The sequence below is a fragment of the uncultured Microbulbifer sp. genome, assembly GCF_947504145.1.
Taxonomy (GTDB): domain Bacteria; phylum Pseudomonadota; class Gammaproteobacteria; order Pseudomonadales; family Cellvibrionaceae; genus Microbulbifer.
Genome location: NZ_CANNGQ010000004.1, coordinates 14,768 through 33,325, shown reverse-complemented (window position 1 = coordinate 33,325; position 18,558 = coordinate 14,768). Strand labels below are relative to the sequence as shown.

At 60.9% G+C, this 18,558-nt stretch carries 15 protein-coding genes; 5 read left to right on the top strand and 10 right to left on the bottom strand.

Annotated elements, in window-relative coordinates; genetic code table 11:
* Positions 1-8: 8 nt before the first annotated feature.
* The 9 genes from purH to Q1A74_RS13505 form a co-directional block, all read right to left on the bottom strand.
* Positions 9-1,583 carry a bifunctional phosphoribosylaminoimidazolecarboxamide formyltransferase/IMP cyclohydrolase gene (gene purH / locus Q1A74_RS13545; RefSeq protein ID WP_299597099.1) on the bottom strand — a complete coding sequence of 525 codons (1,575 nt, stop codon included), beginning with the start codon at positions 1,581-1,583 and terminating at the stop codon, positions 9-11.
* A 141-nt stretch (positions 1,584-1,724) separates the two neighbouring features.
* Complete coding sequence (gene fis / locus Q1A74_RS13540) at positions 1,725-2,024, bottom strand: DNA-binding transcriptional regulator Fis (RefSeq protein ID WP_226704799.1); 300 nt, start codon at positions 2,022-2,024, stop codon at positions 1,725-1,727.
* Positions 2,021-3,058 (bottom strand): tRNA dihydrouridine synthase DusB, encoded by a 1,038-nt coding sequence (dusB, locus tag Q1A74_RS13535; protein WP_299597093.1) that lies wholly within the window; start codon positions 3,056-3,058, stop codon positions 2,021-2,023. Before dusB ends, fis begins: the two co-directional genes overlap by 4 nt.
* 157 nt (positions 3,059-3,215) lie before the next feature.
* Positions 3,216-4,466, bottom strand: coding sequence for a DUF3426 domain-containing protein (locus tag Q1A74_RS13530; protein WP_299597091.1), 1,251 nt, complete (start codon positions 4,464-4,466; stop codon positions 3,216-3,218).
* 127 nt (positions 4,467-4,593) lie between these two features.
* Positions 4,594-5,484: a 50S ribosomal protein L11 methyltransferase gene (gene prmA / locus Q1A74_RS13525; RefSeq protein ID WP_299597088.1), complete on the bottom strand. Its 891-nt coding sequence runs from the start codon at positions 5,482-5,484 to the stop codon at positions 4,594-4,596.
* A 208-nt stretch (positions 5,485-5,692) separates the two neighbouring features.
* A complete protein-coding gene (gene accC / locus Q1A74_RS13520; RefSeq protein WP_299597086.1) occupies positions 5,693-7,036 on the bottom strand; it encodes an acetyl-CoA carboxylase biotin carboxylase subunit in 1,344 nt (447 codons plus the stop codon).
* A 15-nt stretch (positions 7,037-7,051) separates the two neighbouring features.
* On the bottom strand, positions 7,052-7,531 hold the full coding sequence (gene accB / locus Q1A74_RS13515; protein ID WP_299597083.1) for an acetyl-CoA carboxylase biotin carboxyl carrier protein: 480 nt from the start codon (positions 7,529-7,531) through the stop codon (positions 7,052-7,054).
* Between the two features lie 69 nt (positions 7,532-7,600).
* Positions 7,601-8,035, bottom strand: a complete 435-nt coding sequence (aroQ, locus tag Q1A74_RS13510; protein WP_299597081.1) for a type II 3-dehydroquinate dehydratase — start codon at positions 8,033-8,035, stop codon at positions 7,601-7,603.
* A 307-nt stretch (positions 8,036-8,342) separates the two neighbouring features.
* Complete coding sequence (locus Q1A74_RS13505; RefSeq protein WP_299597079.1) at positions 8,343-10,226, bottom strand: protein-disulfide reductase DsbD; 1,884 nt, start codon at positions 10,224-10,226, stop codon at positions 8,343-8,345.
* 245 nt (positions 10,227-10,471) lie between these two features.
* Between Q1A74_RS13505 and Q1A74_RS13500 the strand changes: the two genes are divergently transcribed.
* From Q1A74_RS13500 to Q1A74_RS13485, 4 genes are all read left to right on the top strand, one after another.
* Positions 10,472-11,164 (top strand): N-acetylglucosaminyltransferase, encoded by a 693-nt coding sequence (locus Q1A74_RS13500; RefSeq protein ID WP_299597076.1) that lies wholly within the window; start codon positions 10,472-10,474, stop codon positions 11,162-11,164.
* An 88-nt stretch (positions 11,165-11,252) separates the two neighbouring features.
* Entirely contained in the window at positions 11,253-11,774 is a 522-nt protein-coding gene (locus Q1A74_RS13495; protein ID WP_299597074.1) for a copper chaperone PCu(A)C, read from the top strand.
* A gap of 102 nt (positions 11,775-11,876) precedes the next feature.
* Positions 11,877-12,455 (top strand): YajG family lipoprotein, encoded by a 579-nt coding sequence (locus Q1A74_RS13490; protein WP_299597071.1) that lies wholly within the window; start codon positions 11,877-11,879, stop codon positions 12,453-12,455.
* Between the two features lie 210 nt (positions 12,456-12,665).
* On the top strand, positions 12,666-14,435 hold the full coding sequence (locus Q1A74_RS13485) for an EAL domain-containing protein (RefSeq protein WP_299597069.1): 1,770 nt from the start codon (positions 12,666-12,668) through the stop codon (positions 14,433-14,435).
* Between the two features lie 129 nt (positions 14,436-14,564).
* On the opposite strand, the gene Q1A74_RS13480 is transcribed toward Q1A74_RS13485, so the two are convergent.
* On the bottom strand, positions 14,565-15,572 hold the full coding sequence (locus Q1A74_RS13480; RefSeq protein ID WP_299597066.1) for an adenosine kinase: 1,008 nt from the start codon (positions 15,570-15,572) through the stop codon (positions 14,565-14,567).
* Positions 15,573-15,811: 239 nt separating this feature from the next.
* Between Q1A74_RS13480 and mrcB the strand changes: the two genes are divergently transcribed.
* Positions 15,812-18,541, top strand: coding sequence for a penicillin-binding protein 1B (mrcB, locus tag Q1A74_RS13475; protein ID WP_299597064.1), 2,730 nt, complete (start codon positions 15,812-15,814; stop codon positions 18,539-18,541).
* Positions 18,542-18,558 lie beyond the last annotated feature (17 nt).

Sequence of the window (18,558 nt, the reverse complement as noted above, 5' to 3'; positions counted from 1 at the left end):
CGCGTCGATCAGTGACGGAAGTGACGCATGCCGGTAAACACCATCGCCATGCCGTGCTCGTCCGCGGCGGCGATGACTTCTTCATCGCGCATGGAACCACCCGGTTGGATTACGGCGCTGATGCCGACCTTGGCGGCGTTGTCGATGCCGTCGCGGAAGGGGAAGAAGGCGTCGGAGGCCATAACGGCACCCTTCACTTCGAGGCCGGCGTGCTCGGCTTTGATGGCGGCGATGCGGGCGGAGTTGACACGGCTCATCTGGCCGGCGCCGACGCCGATGGTGCGGCCGTCTTTGGCGTAGATGATGGCGTTGGATTTAACCATTTTGGCGACTTTCCAGGCGAACAGCAGTTCGTCCATCTGCTCGTCGGTGGGCTGTGCCTTGGTGACGACTTTGAGGTCGTCTTTGGCGACCATGCCGTTGTCTTTTTCCTGCACCAGTAGTCCGCCGGTAACGCGCTTGTAGTCAAACGCGGTGGGGCGATTGGCGCTCCATTCGCCACACTCCAGCAGGCGTACGTTCTTTTTGGCGGAGACAGCTTCGGCAGCAGCGGTGCTGACTTTGGGGGCGATGATGACTTCGGAGAACTGCTTGTCGACGATCAGCTGGGCGGTTTCGGCGTCCAGCTCGCGGTTGAAGGCGATGATGCCACCGAAGGCGGATTCCGGGTCAGTGGCGAAGGCCAGTTCGTAGGCGGTTTTGATGTCGCCGGCTACGGCAACGCCGCAGGGGTTGGCGTGTTTGACGATGACGCAGGCGGGCTCGTCGAACAGTTTGACGGTTTCCAGGGCGGCGTCGGTGTCGGCAACGTTGTTGAAGGAGAGCTCTTTCCCCTGAAGCTGGTTGGCACTGGACACGGAGGCTTCTTCCGCGTCGGCTTCTACGTAGAAGGCCGCCTTCTGGTGTGGGTTTTCGCCGTAGCGCATGTCCTGGGCTTTTTCGAACTGGACGTTAAAGGTGTTGGGGAAGGCACGGGCTTCGTTCTTGGTATTACGCGCGCCGAAGTGGTTGGCGATCATTCCGTCGTACTGTGCGGTGTGCTCGAACGCCTGCACCATCAGGTCGTAGCGGGTTTCGTAGCCCAGCTGGCCATCATTGGCTTTCATTTCTTCGATCACGGTGTCGTAGCTGTGGGCATTGACGAGGATGGCGACGTCTTTGTGATTCTTGGCGGCTGAGCGGACCATGGTGGGGCCGCCAATGTCGATATTTTCGATAGCGGTGGGCAGGTCGCAGCTGGGATCGGCAACGGTGGCCTTGAAGGGGTACAGGTTGACCACGACCATGTCGATGGGGTTGATGTCGTGCTCGCTCATCACCGCGTCATCGGTGCCGCGGCGGCCGAGGATGCCGCCGTGTACTTTCGGGTGCAGGGTTTTGACACGGCCGTCCATCATTTCGGGGAAGCCGGTGTAGTCAGAGACTTCCACTACCGGGATGCCGGCTTCGCCGAGCTTGCGGTAGGTACCACCGGTAGAGAGGATCTCCACGCCCATGTTGGAAAGTTCGCGGGCAAATTCCACAATGCCGGTTTTATCGGAAACGCTGATCAGCGCGCGGCGAACGGCCACCTTGTCAGTCATATCGCTTGGTCCATCTAGAGGTATAAAGAGCAGGTTAGAAACGTCGGAAATACAAATAGCGAGGGGGGATGAGCCTGGCTCATCCCCCCTCGTCGAATTTTTACCGCTCCGGCTTATGCTTGCCGGTAGCGGTTGGCTGCCTTACAGCAGGCCGTAGCGCTTGAGCTTTTTGCGCAGGGTACCCCGGTTGAGGCCCAGCAGCTGTGCGGCGCGGGTCTGGTTGTGGCGGGTGTGTTTCATTACCACTTCCAGCATCGGCGCTTCAATCTCAGACAGCACCATATCGTACACATCGGTCACCATCTGACCGTCCAGGTGACGGAAGTAGTTTTCCATCGCCTGTTCAACCGCATCGCGCAAGGCCTGCGGTTGTTGTAGTTGAGTCTGGCCCCCAGTGGATACCACATCGCTGGTATCCGGAATTAGTGCTTCGTTAGTCATGCCGCTTTTGCCCCTCTAGTTATTCGGCGTTCAAACCACTCACGAACGCTGGCATGTTGTGCTTCTGCGCTATCCAATCGGTTAAAGGTCTTGCGAAAGGACTCGCTGTCGGCGAGCGTCTTTACGTACCAACCCACATGTTTGCGGGCAATACGTACCCCCATAACCTCACCGTAAAACCGGTGTAACTCACCCAGGTGAGTGATCAATATATCCCTGACTTCTTCCAGTGAGGGCTCCGGTAAATGCTCCCCTGTTGCCAGGTAGTGGGCAATTTCCCGGAAAATCCATGGACGTCCCTGAGCCGCGCGGCCAATCATGACCGCCTTGGCGCCGGTGTAGTCCAACACCGTGCGGGCCTTTTCCGCGCCGGTAATGTCGCCGTTGGCAAAGACGGGTATCTTCACCGCGGACACAATCTCGGCAATGGTATCGAATTCGGCCTGACCATGGTACCCGCAGGCGCGGGTGCGTCCGTGGACTGCCAGGGCAGAAATTCCGAGATCCTCGGCCATTTTGGCCACCGTCACTCCGTTGCGGCTATCCGTGCACCAGCCAGTGCGAATTTTCAGCGTCACTGGGACTGAGACGGATGAAACCACCGCTTCCAGAATGTCGGCGACCAGTTTTTCGTCGCGCAGCAGGGCGGAGCCCGCTGCTTTTTTGCACACCTTTTTTGCCGGGCAGCCCATATTGATATCGATGATCTGGGCGCCACGTTCGACGTTCGCCCGGGCCGCATCGGCCATCATCTCCGGGTCGCCACCGGCAATCTGTACCGAAATGGGCCCCGTTTCACCGGCGTGGTTGAGGCGCATCCGCGATTTGCGGCTGTTCCACAGGCTGGTGTCAGAGGTAACCATCTCGGATACCACGAGACCGGCGCCGAGTTCACGGCACAGTTTGCGGAAGGGGCGATCGGTAACGCCGGCCATGGGCGCCAGGATTACTGGTGCCTTTATTGTGTAAGGGCCTATGGCGAAGCTGCTTGGCAATTCCGTGGGCAACTCGCCCTCCCGCGGGTCTGGTCTCATTCGGTGTCAAAGAGCGGCCTATGATAGCGGCTGGCTGGCCGCTGGAAAAGCGAAAAAGCGCGCAAATTGTTCGATGGCTGGCCGTTTAGGGCGAAGTTTGTGCAACATTTTGTAGCAATATGCGCCACCAGCAGGCTCTCGACGGTTGTCTGCAGCTTTACTGGGTGGCGATGCGCAGCTCGTAGTTCACTGCGTCGGGGCCCGGGTCGACAATGTCGAGGGCGATGTGCACGGGGTTGCCGGCGGGCATCAGCTTGCGCCCGGACAGTTCGCCCTTGAGGTAGTCCTTCGGGGTGAAGCGGCGGCTGGCCACCGGGGCGTTCTTGAGGTCGGTAAAGCGCAGCTGCAGAGTGGGGAAGGGCTGATCGAAGGGGGCGCGATTCAGCAGCACCGCCTCCACCGCAAGCGCGCCGGGAATCTGCGGGTGGCTGCGCACCACCAGATTGGATGTGTGCACGGCGTTGATGTCCACCTGCGCGGGCAGCCTGCAGCCGAGTAGTGGGCAGATCTGGGCGTAGATGGCGCGCCAGGGGTCCCGCTTGCTCAGGGTGTCAAAACGGAAGTAGGCGGTCTGTGCGGCCAGGGCCAGCATCAGCAGTACCACACCCAGGGTCCAAAGCCAGTTGGGCACGTGATTATGTCGCTTGGGTTGCCAGTTCACTTCGATGGGCGCCGCGCCGATGGCGGAGATCAGCTGGTCTCTGGGTAGTAGTGGGGCCTGGTCCCGCTGGCGCGGGTCGATGTGGTCATCCGCTTCGGGTCTGGTGGTTTCTGCGGTTGCGCCGCCGGAGGCGGGTGGAGGCAGGTCGTCGCTGAACAGCGGTTCTTCGCTGTGATCTGGCTGTTCGAAGCCGTCGGCCAGGTGATCTGCGGGCAGGATGCCGGTGGACTCTTCGCGGGCGATTTCTTCGGCCCAGGGTGCGTCACTGGCGCGGCTCAGGTCGTCAATTTCATCGTCTAGGCTGCCGCTGAGGTGGAGCTCCTGCTGGGTGGCTTCCTCGTCTTCGCTGTCCTGCCACTGGTGCTCGCCGAAGGCGTCGTCGATCAGCGGGTTCTGGCGGCTGGAGTCGTCGGCTTTCTTTTCGGGCTCGCGTTTCGCCGGATTGGTGGTGGCGGGTTTGATGGCGGCGGAATTCTGCTTGGGCAGTGCGTCTTCGTCGTCGCTGTCGTCGCCGTCCAGCTCGATGTCGTCGTGGATGAGGAAGTCGTCGTCTTCGAGCAGTTCGTCGATGGCCTTCCGGGTGGCGGCGGGGGTGGGGTCACCTTCGTTGAAGACGATGTTTTCGTCGGCGCGGAATACCTGCAGGCAGGAGCCGCAGCGCACGGCACCACGAGCGGCGCGGAGTTGCTGTTCACTGACGTGAAAGGAGGTGCTGCAGTGGGGGCAGCGGGTGACCAGTTGCGACATGGAATTCGACGATTATTGGTTTGGCGGGGAAGTTTATCAGTCCCGTGCCTTCTGGCGTAGTGTTGTGGTCTGGGCGCTGTGTCGTTGCTTCTGTGGCAGCAGCGCCTTCGCATCTGAGCGCAGTGTTTTATCGTGCTCTTGTCCCGCTCAGGCGCACCCATTCTTCTTTTTCGCCATCCGTATCAAAGTCGATCCACTGGCTGTAGGCCGCTTTCACCTTCTGTGCCTGGCTGTTGAGAATCCCGGAAAGGCAGATGCGACCGCCGACCCTGGTGCGCTCGACCAGTTGTGGCGCTAGCTCTACCAGCGGCCCGGCGAGGATATTGGCGAGCATGATGTCCGCACTGGACTCTTCCGGCTTGGGGGCTTTTTCCGGCAGGTAGACGGGGAAGCGCTCCGGGTCGATGCCGTTGCGCACGGCATTGTCGCGGCTGGCGAGTAGGGCCTGGGGGTCGATGTCGGTGCCCATGGCGGACTCGGCGCCGAGCAACAGGGCAGCGATGCCGAGGATGCCGGAGCCGCAGCCGAAGTCGATAGCGGTTTTGCCCTGCACCGGTTCGCCGGCGAGCCATTGCAGGCACAGGAAGGTGGTGGGGTGGGTGCCGGTGCCGAAAGCGAGACCGGGATCGAGCATGAGGTTGACGGCATCCGGTGCCGGCGGTTCACACCAGCTGGGGCAGATCCAGAGGTTGCTGGCGCATTGGATGGGTTTGTAGTGGCTCATCCATTCCCGTTCCCAGTCTTTGTCTTCGAGCTGTTCCCAGCGGGCGTTCGGTAAGAGCTCGCAGAGATGGGAGGCGGCTTTGGCCTCGGTAACGTTGGTGTCTACCTGGGCGTCGAACAGGCCGGTGACGAGGGTCTCGTCCCACAGGGGTGTTTCGCCGAGGCCAGGTTCAAGGATGGGCTGGTCGGCGTTGTCTTGCAGGGTGACGGAGACGGCGCCGGCGAACAGCAGGGCATCTTCGATTTTCTCTGCCTGTTCGCGGTTGGTATTTACGCGGAGTTGGAGCCAGGGCATTTGTCTTTGGGTTTCCGGGTAGTGGTCTTCGGGTGCTTGGGGCGTATGTGGCGGCTGGGTGTTTTTGAAAGCGTCGCAAACAGGGACGTTTGCGACGCAGCGTACAGGGATGTATTCACCGCGGTTTCAAAAACACCCACCCGGTGCTTTGCCGCCCGGTGCTAGCAAAAGAAGCACTACCAGCGGGCTATATATAAGGCAGAGAGGCTTATTCGAGTCCCAGTTTCTTCTCGAGGTAATGGATGTTCACCCCACCCCTGGCAAAGGCCTCATCCCGAACCAGGTCTTCCTGCAGCGGGATGTTGGTTTTGATGCCGGTGATGATCGTTTCGCTCAGCGCCACACGCATCCGCGCCAGCGCGGTTTCGCGGTCTTCGGCGTGGGTAATGATCTTGGCGATCATGGAGTCGTAGTTGGGCGGTACGGTGTAGCCGGAGTAGAGGTGGGAATCCACCCGTACGCCGAGGCCGCCGGGAGCGTGGTAGTTTTCCACTTTGCCGGGGCAGGGGAAGAAGCTCTTCGGATCCTCGGCATTGATGCGGCACTCGAAAGAGTGGCCGGTGATCTTGATGTCTTCCTGTTTGAACGACAGCTTTTCACCGGAGCAGACGCGGATCTGTTCTTTGATCAGATCGACGCCAGTTACCATTTCCGATACCGGGTGCTCTACCTGGATACGGGTGTTCATCTCGATAAAGTAGAAACGCTCGTCTTCGTACAGGAACTCAAAGGTGCCCGCGCCGCGGTAGCCGATATCGATACAGGCCTGTACGCAGGAGTCCTGAACGCCTTTGCGTACGTCGTCGGGAATGCCCGGTGCCGGCGCTTCTTCCAGAACCTTCTGGTGGCGGCGCTGCAGGGAGCAGTCGCGGTCGCCGAAGTGTACGGCGTTGCCCTGGCCGTCGGACATGACCTGGATTTCCACGTGACGCGGGTTCTGCAGGAATTTTTCCATGTACACGGTGCTGTCGCCAAAGGCCGCGCCCGCCTCAGATTTGGTAACCGAGATGGCGTTTACCAGCGCGCCTTCACTGTGCACCACCCGCATACCGCGGCCGCCGCCACCGGAGGCCGCCTTGATGATGACCGGGAAGCCGATCTTGCGCGCGATCTCCAGGCATTTCTCGCCATCGTCTGGCAGTGGGCCGTCGGAGCCGGGGACGGTGGGGACGCCCGCTTTTTTCATGGCGGCAATTGCGGAAACCTTGTCGCCCATCAGGCGGATGGTGTCCGCGTCGGGGCCAATAAAGGTGAAGCCGCTTTTCTGTACCTGCTCGGCAAAGTCGGCATTTTCCGCGAGGAAGCCGTAGCCGGGGTGTACCGCCATGGAGTCGGTGATTTCCATCGCCGCAATGATCGCGGGGATGTTCAGGTAGCTCTGGGGAGACGGGTTGGGGCCGATACATACGGCTTCGTCCGCCAGGCGTACGTGTTTCAGGTCGCGGTCGACCTGAGAGTGCACCGCGACGGTGGCAATTCCCATCTCTTTACAGGCGCGCAGGATGCGCAGGGCAATTTCGCCGCGGTTGGCGATGAGTATTTTTTCAAACATGTGCGATCACCCCGATCAGGAAATGGTGACGAGGGGCTGGTCGAACTCTACCGGTTGACCGTCTTCCACCATGATGGACTCGATGGTGCCGGCCTTGTCTGCTTCGATCTGGTTCATCATCTTCATGGCTTCGACGATACAGATGACGTCGCCTACTTTGACCTGCTGACCGACTTTGACGAAGGGATCAGCGCCCGGGCTGGAGGCAGCATAGAAGGTGCCAACCATGGGGGATTTTACCGGGTGGCCGGTCAGGGCGGGGACGGATTCGCTTTCGGCCGGGGCCGGCGCGGGTGCCGCGGCGGGAGCTGCCGGAGCCGCAGCCGGTGCTGCGGGGGCCATCATGGGCATGGCCATCTGCGGCATCATTTGTGCAGCGGCGCCGCTGCTGCCGCGGCTGATGCGTACGGATTCTTCCCCTTCCTTGATTTCCAGCTCGCCGATGTCGGACTCCTCGAGCAGTTCAATCAGTTTTTTGATCTTGCGAATATCCATAACAGTGTCACTCTCAATTTGTGAATACATAATCGCCGGCACGCAGCCGGCGAATGAAAAAAACTGGTGTTAAAGCCGCTTCAGGGCCCCTTCTAGTGCCAAAGTGTAGCTATCTGCTCCGAACCCGCATACAACACCCAGCGCCAGATCCGACAGATAAGAGTGGTGTCGGAAGGTTTCGCGGGCGTGGGGGTTGGAGAGGTGCACTTCGATGAAGGGGATCGCCACGCCGGCCAGCGCATCGCGCAGGGCCACACTGGTGTGGGTAAAGGCGGCGGGGTTGATGACGATGAAGTCCGCCTGGTCGGCGTAGGCCTGATGGATTCGCTCCACCAGTTCGGCCTCGCTGTTGCTTTGCAGGCAATCGAATTCGCAGCCGGCAGCTTCGCACTGGGTGCGGGCGGCTTCATTGATCTGGGCGAGGGTGGTGGAGCCATATATTTGCGGCTCGCGGGTGCCCAGCAGGTTCAGATTGGGGCCATGTAGCAAAAGCAATCTAGCCATTCTGTGCCTCGCTCTATGCCTCGCTCTTTCATTGGGAGGGGCGCACGAAATTGTGACTAAAATCCGGAAAAAGTCATGGAACTTGCCGGTAAACAACGTCAATCAGCGGGTTTGCCGAAACTGGACCGGAGTTTGCCGCAAAAGTGACCCCCTGTCCATGCCCCAAAGCTGGAAATAGAGACGTTGTGCGCAGTTCGCCGAAATTCACCGCCTATTTGCTGCAAAGTTTTACGGTGGGTGGCCTATTCACCTATTTGAATGGCCACAAAGGCATGGTGGGGCGGATCTGGGGTCTGGCCAGGGGGCGTCAGGGATTGGGCATGTCGGAATCGACAAGGGCTTCCGCGCCGGCGGCACCGCGCATGGCGCTGAGCAGTCCGTCGCGGGTGAGAATCTGCGGCAGGATCTGGGGCTCACCACCATCGGCGGGAAACAGCAGATAGAGGGGGACGCTGGTGCGACCGTAGCGCGCCAGCAGGTCGGTGATCTGCGGGTCCTGATTGGTCCAGTCGCCCTTGAGCGCGGTAATGCCGAGGTCGCCTACGGCGGCGCTGACGACATCGCTGGAGAGCACGACTTTTTCATTGGCGAGACAGGTAATACACCAGGCGGCCGTCATATTGATCAGTACCGGGCGCCCTGCACTGCGGGCGGTTTCCAGTGCTTCTGGGGAGTAGGTTTGCCAGTAGTCACTTTTCCCTGCCTGGGTGGCCTGCCCACCGGCGCTGTGCAGGTTCGGTAATACCCAAACGGCGCCGACGACTGCGGCGATGGCCGTGCCATTGCGCAGCCACTTGCGCTTGCCGTCGGCAGCAGATCCTGGCCACAGCCAGAGGGCAAAGGCGATGGCGACTGCGCCGGCCAATACCAGTGCGACGCCGTCGCTACCGGTCTGGCGGCCGAGCACCCACAACAGCCACACCGCAGTCAGGTACATGGGGAAGGCCAGCAGCTGTTTCAGGGTTTCCATCCAGGGCCCCGGGCGCGGCAGGCGCTGGGCCAGGGCCGGTACATACGTCAGTAGAAGGAAGGGGGCGGCCATACCGGCACCGAGGGCACCAAAGACCGCCAGTGCCACCGGAGCCGATTGGGTGACGGCAAAACCCAGTGCCGAGCCCATCATGGGTGCAGTACAGGGGCTGGCCACTACGGTGGCCAGTGCGCCGGTGCTGAAAGAGCCGCCGAGGCCGCTGTTCTGTGTGCTCTGGGCGCCCAGGCCCATCAGGCGCCCACCGAATTCGGTTACCCCGGACAGGCTGAGGCCCATGGCGAAGAACAGGTAAACCAGTGCCGCAACGACCGCGGGTGACTGTAGCTGGAAGCCCCAGCCCACTGCCTCGCCAGCGGTGCGCAGGGCCAGCATGATCGCGGCGATCAGTACAAAAGTACCCACCACGCCCGCGGTATAAGCCCAGCCGTGCAGGTGCTGGCGGTCGCCGGCATGGGTGATCGCCAGCGCTTTGATCGACAGGACCGGAAATACACAGGGCATCAGGTTCAGAAGCAGGCCGCCGCCGAAGGCCAGCGCCATGGCCAGCAGCAGGCTGCTCATGCCGCTATTGGTGGTGGGTAACGGGGTAGTAGGCAGGGAGGAGCCCTGCGCAGCCAGTGGGCCGGTACCGCCCGCGGGCGGGTTGCCGTCGATGGGTGCAGCGGTTTTTGCCGTCGGGTCCAGTTCGAAGTTGCGCACCTGCGGCGGGTAACAGAGGCCCGCGTCGGCGCAGCCCTGGTAGTGCACCTGGAGGTAGGTCTTGCCGCTACCGGCAAGTTCAACCGGAACCTCCAGTTGCCAGCGGTACACCTCGGTTTCCTTTTCGAAGTAATCGTCCCAGATGACTTCGCCTTTCTCCAGGTTCAGCGGCAATGCCGACTTGTCGTCGCCGTCTACCCGGTAGAGCGCCAGTTTGTCGCGGTACAGGTAATACTCGGGAGCGATCTGGAACAGCACGTTGGCGCTGTTGTCAGTGAACAGGACGTCCAGCTGGTAGGCCTGGTCCACGGGCAGAAAATCATCCTGACCGCTACTGAGCGCATCAAACGGTGAGGAGGGCTGCGCGGCAGCCAAGCCATCGCGCGCCATCGCCGGCGCAGTGAGCAGGGTCAGTAGCAGCAGCAGGGTGGCGCTCAGCAGGGTGCCGGTTGAGAATTGTGACGCTGCTTTGGTTCGCAAGCCGGAGATCTTCGCAGTCATGGGCAATAAAATTCTTTATAGTCGGGCTGGTTTGGACTGGTGTTGCTGGCTCCCGTTCCCTGGGGGCGCTTGCTGGTCATCCCTCGCGGTGAGCGATTGGATCCAGTATACCGGGGTGGCCGAGTATAGCGGTGCCCGCGGTACAAAAAAACAACAGCTCGTAATGAGTGGGTGGTAGATTGGAGGCGGCTATCAGAATTGTGAATTGGGACAGACTTGTGGGTTGGGACAGGCGAGTGTTGTTGGTGTCACTTGTCGTGCTCTCGGGAGGTTGTGCAACGCCGTCACCACCACCGGAGGTGCCCCAGGCGGTGGCGCCGCCGCAGCCGAGTGGTCCGAGCCCGGAAGAGATCCGTCAGCGCGCGGTGCAGCATTTTCTCGCCCGCGCGGAGCGGGCCCAGCGGGAAGGGTTTATCACCATGCCCGCCGGCGCCAGCGCCTATGACTTCTATCTGCAGGTGCAGCAGTTGGATCCGGGCAACAGTCAGGCCACCGCCGGTATCCAGATTCTGGTGATGGATCTGGTGAGCCGCGCACGGGATGCCCTGCGCCAGCGTTCCTTTGGACAGGCCAGCAGCCTGCTCAATACCGCCGATGAAATATCTCCGGGTAACCCGCTCTCCAAAGAGGTCAGGGATCAGTTGCGAAGAGAGCAGCAGCGAGCGCGCCAGGATGCCACCCTGGACGGCCCCGGTGCGCAGACGGTGGCGCTGCCGGAACGCGAACTGAGCGCGCGCTCGGAGGCCATGATGCAGATGCTGGGGTCGATCGCCCAGCGTATACGCGAACACCAGCTGCGCGTGGTGATTGTGGCGCGCACCGATGCCGAGGGGCGCTGGGTATATAGCCAGCTGCGCCAGGCGGTACCCGGTTATCGGGTGCGGGGTGATATAAAACTCGGCAATCCTCCGCGATTGCTGTTACAAAAGAGCCCTTGAACCCCGGGCGAATACCGGAGTCGAACGAAGCCGCAGCGGAAACGTGAAAATACGGGGTGTTAGGCGGCACAGTATGTGGGAGAGAATGATGAAAAAATTATTGTCAGATTTCAGCCATTATCTGTTGGCCCTGCTACTGGCTGCGCCTTTGGTGGCTGCTGCGGCTGCGCAAGTACATGTGAACCCGGCAGACCTGGAGGCCGACGGCTATGCGCTGGAAATGCCTCCGGGGGTGCCCATGGGGGCTGCTTATGTGGCCCTGAGAAACCTGTCGGACGATGCGCGGATACTGGCGCGAGTGGAGCTGCCCTCCCATCCTGAGGGTAAGGTTGAAATGCACACTACCCGTCAGCTGGACGGCGTAAGTCAGATGCGCGCATTGAAAAAAATTGCGCTTCCCGCTCGCGGCAGTATTGAAATGCGCCCAGGCGCCACCCATCTGATGGTACACGGTGTGGCCCTGAAGGCCGGGGACTCCCTGCCGCTGCGCCTGGTATTTGCCGACGGTTCCGTGCGCGAAATGCAATTGCCCGTGTACAGTCGCGAACGGCAAAAAGAAAACTCAAACCATGATGCCGGTCATCACCATGGCCATCACGATCATGGTTGAGTGCCGGGTTTAACCGGGAATTGAACAAATGGCGGTCGCAACACTCTGTGTGTGCATCACGCGATAAAACAGACTCAGTCGAATAAATACTGGAGGGAATGTATGAAAGGTTTTGCCACTTTGCTGGTAACGGGGTTTGCGTTCATGCTGGCCGCCTGTGCGCACAGCCCGGTACAGGTGGCAGTCAAGCCGCAGGTCACTGTAGCGCCGGACAATATTGGCGCGGGGTATACGGTGCACGCGCGCGGCGTTAACCAATTGCCTGGCGGCGGCCTGGGGTCCCTGGGAGGGATCTATGCGGACTCGTCCAACGTGACGCTGGCCAACGATATTGAAAATTCCATGGCGGGCGCGCTGTATCAGGGGCTCGAATCCTGGTCTTTCCGCAGTGTGGAAACCGGTGGCGATGTGCAGGTGGTCGCGAACCTGACTGACCTCAGCTACGACAGCCCCAGCAAAATTTACACCACCAAAGTCAACTCCGGCGCCTCGATCCAGTTGCAGGTTACCGTCAAAGGCGCGACCTTCTACGGCAACTACAGCACCAGTGGCAACGATCGCAACCTGATCAAGCCCAGTGCCGAAGAGGTGGAGAGCACAGTAAATCGCCTGCTCAGTGCGACCCTGCAGCGGGCATTTGAGGACGAAAAGCTGAAGTCCTTCCTGCGTCAGCACCTGTAAATGGTACTGACGGAGTGACGTCGCCGGTGGCGTGTGATACCGATCACAAATGCCGCCGGGGCACCTCAGGAGGTTTCCGCGCCGGTGAATATGTCGGTATTATTTTCCCTAATCGAGAGCGAGCGCACTTTGCGCTTAATTATTCCGCAGCCCCAATGCAGGGTTGCATCGGCAAAACCGGGCGGGAGCCCCGGTTGATTTGGAATTCCATTGACTGAGTTCACACCCCAAAATGCCGCTTATCACGGTCAGCTGGAGGATTCCGGTTCTGGCACCGTCCCTGATGGGCAATTGAACCTGGCGGCGGCGGAGCTGGCGCTGGGTGAAGTGGCCGATGGTGTGATTGTGACCGACCGTCACGGGCGGGTCTGCTACAGCAATCCCCTAGTGAGTGAGCTGTGCGGCAATCTCGTCGGATTGCTGCCCGGGCAGGTGCTGGCCGAAAGCCTGCCGCTTTTCGACGACGAAGGGCAGCCGTTGGATCTGAACCTGGCCAGTGGTGACGGCGAGGAAGATATCCCCGGCCGGCGCGAGTTGCAGGCCAATATCCGCCGGGAAGAGGGGGAGCTGCTCGAAGTCAGCGTGCAGATCAATGCGCTCAAGAATGATTCGGCACTGGATGGTTACGTTCTGGTGTTGCGCCACACCACCGACGCCCGCCGGATTTCCTCCCGTCTCAGCTGGCAAAGTAGTCACGATGCCCTCACTCGCCTTCCCAACCGCCAGACCTTTGAACACGCTCTGCAGCAACTGCTGAATACCGACACCGGCTCGCGCCAGCACCATATCCTGCTGTACCTCGATGTGTACCAATTCAAGGTGGTGAACGACACTCTTGGCTACAGCGCCGGCGATGCCCTGTTGATTGCCCTGGCGAAGATTCTTACCCGCTGCCTGGGCAATGGCGACCTGCTTGGTCGGGTGGGCAGTGATGAATTTGCGCTGCTGCTGAAAGACTGCACCCTGGAGGAGGCCAAGCGCATCGTCACCCGTTTGCGGGAGGCGGTGAACGATTTTGTGTTCCACTGGGAAGACAGTGAAACCCGCCCGGCACTTTCCATCGGCGCGGTCAGCGTGGACTGCCATGCACCACCGGCGAGCCAGTTGCTGGCATCCTCCCACGATGCCTGCGGTGCGGCGCGGGATCAGGGGCGCAATCGGGTGAAATTCTTCGGGGACTCGCGCAAGGCGCTGGAGAAGCGCCGCGAGAGTACCTGGCTGGCAGAGATTCACGCGGCCATTCGCGAGGATCGTTTGCTACTGTACCGGCAGCCGGTAGTGGCACTGCAAGATCAGAATCGCGTACATCATTATGAAGTTCTGGTGCGCATGCAGGGGCGCGATGGGGATGTGATTTCTCCGGGGTTGTTCCTGCCAGCGGCGGAGCGTTACGGGATGATCGATGAGGTGGATCGCTGGGTGATCCGCAATATTTTCCGCTACATGGCGCTGGAGCAGAGCAGCGGTTCAGGCGGCTTCCATTATGCGATCAATATTTCCGGGATCAGCCTCGGGGATGAGTTGTTCGCGGATTTTGTGTTGCGCGAGTTGACGGAGGCGGGTGTGGCGCCGTCGCGGGTGCAGTTCGAGATTACCGAGACCAGCGCAATCAACAATCTGGATCGGGCGCTGGTGTTTATCCACAAGTTGCGTGCGGCGGGGTGCAGTTTTGCGCTGGATGATTTTGGCCGCGGTGCTTCGTCGCTGGCGTATCTGCGCCAGTTGCCGGTGGATTACCTGAAGATCGACGGCTCGTTTGTGCGCAATATGCTGGAAGATGAGATCGACAGTGCGATGGTGAGTACGGTGGATCACCTGGCGAAGCGTATGGGGATCAGCACCATTGCGGAGTTTGCGGAGACGCCGGAACTGCTGGAAAAACTGCGTCTGATGGGGGTGGATTACGCCCAGGGCTTCGGCATTGCCGCCGCGGCCTGTTTACCTGAAATCAGTGGGCCTCGGCCGACTTCAGTCAACTAATTTCGCTCACTGGCTTTCATTGCCTGTTTCCGGCCCGGCGACGTCCCTGTCGCCGACGCTTGCGAAAACCGATCCCCAGCACTTTCCCTTCGCTTTTGCCAATGAGCTTTGTAGCGCGCTCCGCTCGGACTATGCGCTCGCTTCCTGCTCGAGTAATTCCCTGTGCTGCTCCGCACCCAATCTCGGTCCATACTGACTCACCACCTGCGCGGCCGCGCGGCACGCCAATTGGCCCGCTTCAGGGAATCCCATGTCCCGGTTGATACCGTACAGGAAGGCGCCTGCGAACATGTCGCCGGCACCGTTGGTGTCGATGGCTTTTACTTTCGGGGAAGCTACGCGGTATTCCCGCTCACCGTCCCACAGCAGTGCGCCGTCGGCACCGAGGGTGATGGCGAAGGCGCGGCAGTGTTGGCGCAAAATTTGTGCGACCTCTTCGAGGGAGTCAGTGGCACAGAATTTCAGGGCTTCTTCGCGGTTGCAGAACAGCAGGTCGACGCCGTTGTCGCCGATCATTTCTTTGAGGCCGTCGTGGAACAGTTGCACCATCATGGGGTCGGATAGGCTCAGGGCGGTTTTTACCTCGGCGGCTTCAGCCTGTTTGCGCAGCTCGATGGCGGCGGCGCGGCCGGTGGGGGAGGAGACCAGGTAGCCTTCGATGTAGGCCCAGCGGGACTGGCTGAGGGCATCGCGATCGAGTTCATTGACCGACAGCTCGGCGCTGATGCCGAGGTAAGTGTTCATACTGCGCTCGGCGTCCGGGGTGATCAGCACCAGGCATTTGCCGGTGGTGCCGCGTTCGGCACTGTGCAGGGCTTTGGGGTAGCCGACGCCGGCGGCGGTGAGGTTTTCGCGGTAGAAGTCGCCGTTGCTGTCATTGGCGACTTTGCAGGAATAGAAAGTGTCCAGGCCAAAGTAGCTGGCGGCGATGACGGTGTTGGCGCCGGAGCCGCCGCAGGCGTGACTGGCGGTGACCAGGTGGTTTTTCAGCTCGCTGACCAGTTGCTGCTGTCGCGCGTCGTCGACCAGTGTCATGACCCCTTTGCCGACGCCCAGGTTTTGCAGGTCGCTGTCGGTGACTTCGATTTCCGTGTCGAGTAGAGCGGCGCCGATGCCGTAGAGGTCGTACTGGTGCATAGGGGGTCCGTTGCTGAATGGTGGTTGGATCAACATGCCCGAGTAGCGGGCGCTGGGCGCATTATGGCCGGCGCTGGATCAAGTGCAAGTGGACGCCGGCGCGGGGTAAGCGACGCCTCTACTGGAATTCTGTGACTGGTCGGGTTTGACTTGTGCAGAAGTGACCTTATAAATGCCGGCTATAAATGCCTCTGGTGTGTCCCTCATTCAATGTAAGAAACGAGTTTATCTGAACGTTTATGGCATCAAACAAGCGCCGTACTAAAGCGAAAAGTGCAAATGGAAAAGGCGGCTCGGGCCGTCTGCGCCGCTGGCTCAAGCGTCTCAGCCTGCTGGCCCTGCTCGGAGTGTTGGTCCTGGCGGGTTATATGGTATGGCTGGACGTGCAGCTGCGCGAACGTCTGGACAGCCGTCAGTATCAGTTGCCGGCCAGGGTGTATGCGCGCCCGCTGATATTGAAAGAAGGTATGGTGATGCGCCCGGATGAATTGGCATCCGAGTTTGCCGCGCTCAATTACAAGAAAGTGCCGGCGATCGAGGAGCCGGGCCAGTGGCAGCAGGAGGGGATGGAATATCTGGTATGGCGGCGCGACTTTATCCACGCGGATAAACGGGAGCCGGCCACCAAGGTGCAATTCCGTCTGCGCAACGACGAGCTGAGTAATTTGCGCAGTGAGAGCGGTGAGCAACTGAAAGAATTCCGTCTGGACGCCGCCCCTATCGGCACGCTACTTGGCGGCGGGGATGACCGCACACCGGTGCGTATCGAAGATATACCCCCGCTGCTCGGCGCCACCCTGATTGCAGTGGAAGACCAGGATTTTGTAGATCATTTCGGGGTGTCCCCCCGGGGGATTGCCCGCGCCATGGTGGCCAACTTCAAGGCCGGCGGTGTGGTTCAGGGTGGCTCCACGATTACCCAGCAGTTGGTGAAGAATATTTTCTTCGACCACAAGCCGAGCCTGTGGCGCAAATTCAATGAAGCGTTGATGGCGATCCTCATGGAGGTCCACTACGACAAGGCCTATATCCTGCAGGAGTACATCAATGAGGTGTGGCTTGGGCAGCAGGGCAGCCGGGCCATATACGGTTTCGGGTTGGCGTCGGAGTTCTATTTCCAGAAACCCCTCAATCAGCTGGAGCCGCATCAGATCGCACTTCTGGTGGGCCTCGCCAAGGGTGCTTCTTTTTACAACCCCTGGCGCAATCCGGAGCGGGCGCTGGAGCGGCGCAATACAGTGCTGGATGTGATGTTCGAGCAGGATCTCATCGACAAGGAGCAGCACGACCGTCTGCGTAAAAAACCACTGGAAGTAGCCGCCGCCGGTGCTGCTGCGCAGAACCCCTATCCGGCGTTTACCGAACGGCTACTGGAAGAGTTGCGCCCTTACTACTCCGTGGAGGAATTGCGCACCGCCGGTTTGCGGGTCTACACCACCCTGGCCCCATCGGTACAACAGCTGGCCGAGGATGCGGTAAGTAACGGCGCCAGCAAACTGGAAAAAGACCGCGGTATCCAGGAGGACTCCCTGCAGGGGGCCACGGTGGTGTTGGAGAATCACAGCGGTAACGTCCTCGCGATGGTGGGAGACCGCCGCCCGCACTATCCCGGCTTCAACCGCGCGCTGGAAGCTCGTCGCCAGGTGGGTTCGCTGATCAAGCCGGCGGTCTACCTGACCGCACTGGAGCGGGCCCACGAATACAACCTGGGTACTCTGATCGACGACGCCCCCATCCGCGAGGAGACCGAAGATGGTCAGGTGTGGATGCCGGCCAATTTCAGCAATCGCAGCCACGGCCTGGTGCCGCTGTATGTGGCCCTGTCCCGTTCCTACAATCAGGCCACCGCGCGCCTGGGGCTGGACCTGGGGATTGAAAATGTCCGCCAGACCATCCGGCGTTTGGGCGTGCAGGCGGGCCTGCCGCGGGTGCCGTCGCTGTTTCTGGGTGCGGTGGAACTGACCCCGTTCGAGGTGGCCGGCATGTACCAGACCATGGCCAATGGCGGTGAGCATGTGGAGCCGCGTACCTTGCTCGCGGTGTCCGATGCGGACGGCGCGCAGGTGCAGCGCTTCCGGCCCAAATCCAACCGCGGTGTGGATGAGGTTCCAGTGTATCTGTTGCGCTATGGTCTGGAGCAGGTCATGCGCGAGGGCACCGGTAAAAGCGCCTATCGACGTCTGCCCAACAGCGTGCCCTTCGCCGGTAAGACTGGTACCACCAACAATTATCGCGACAGCTGGTTTGCCGGTTTCAGCCCCGGTGTGACAGCGGTGGTATGGCTCGGGCGGGATGACAACGAGCGCACCAGCCTCACTGGCGCCACCGGCGCACTGCAGGTGTGGACGGATATCATGCGCAAACTGCCTCACCGCCACGGGCGTATAAAAGCGCCGCGTGGGGTGGAGTGGAAACCGCTGAATGCGCAGGGTCAGTATATGGACCCGCGCAATTGCGAGGGTGGCCGCGAGATTCCAGTGTCGGTGGAAAGCCGGCTGGAAACCGATCCCCGCTGCCAGCGTCGCGGCTGGTTCCGCAACTGGTTTGATCGGGATGAAGAGGACACCGACGTCGCGCCGCGGGAGGACATGACCCCGGGCTGGGGGATCGACCCGGAACAGCAGCGCAGGGAACAGCAACAGAATCAACAACGGCAGCGGGAGCAGCAACTGCGCGACCAGTTGCAGCGCGAGCAGCCCGGGGTACCGCAGGAGCAGCCGGAGGTTGACCGCGGCCAGATCCCGCAGACTGAGAGCGAGCGCCTGCGCCGCCTCGAGGAATCGGGCCGGCTGCAGGAGCAGCGCTATCTGGAGGAAGAGCGCAGAGCCCAGGAGGAGCGTAGGGCCCTGGAAGAGCGGTTGCGACAGGAAGAGCAGCAGCGAAACCAGCCAGGTCGCGGTGCGCCCGTGGAAGAGGCGCAGCCCTGGCCGCCAGAAGGTGCTGAGCAGCAACCGGATCAGTGGCCGTAGCAGTCGTCCGGGGTTCC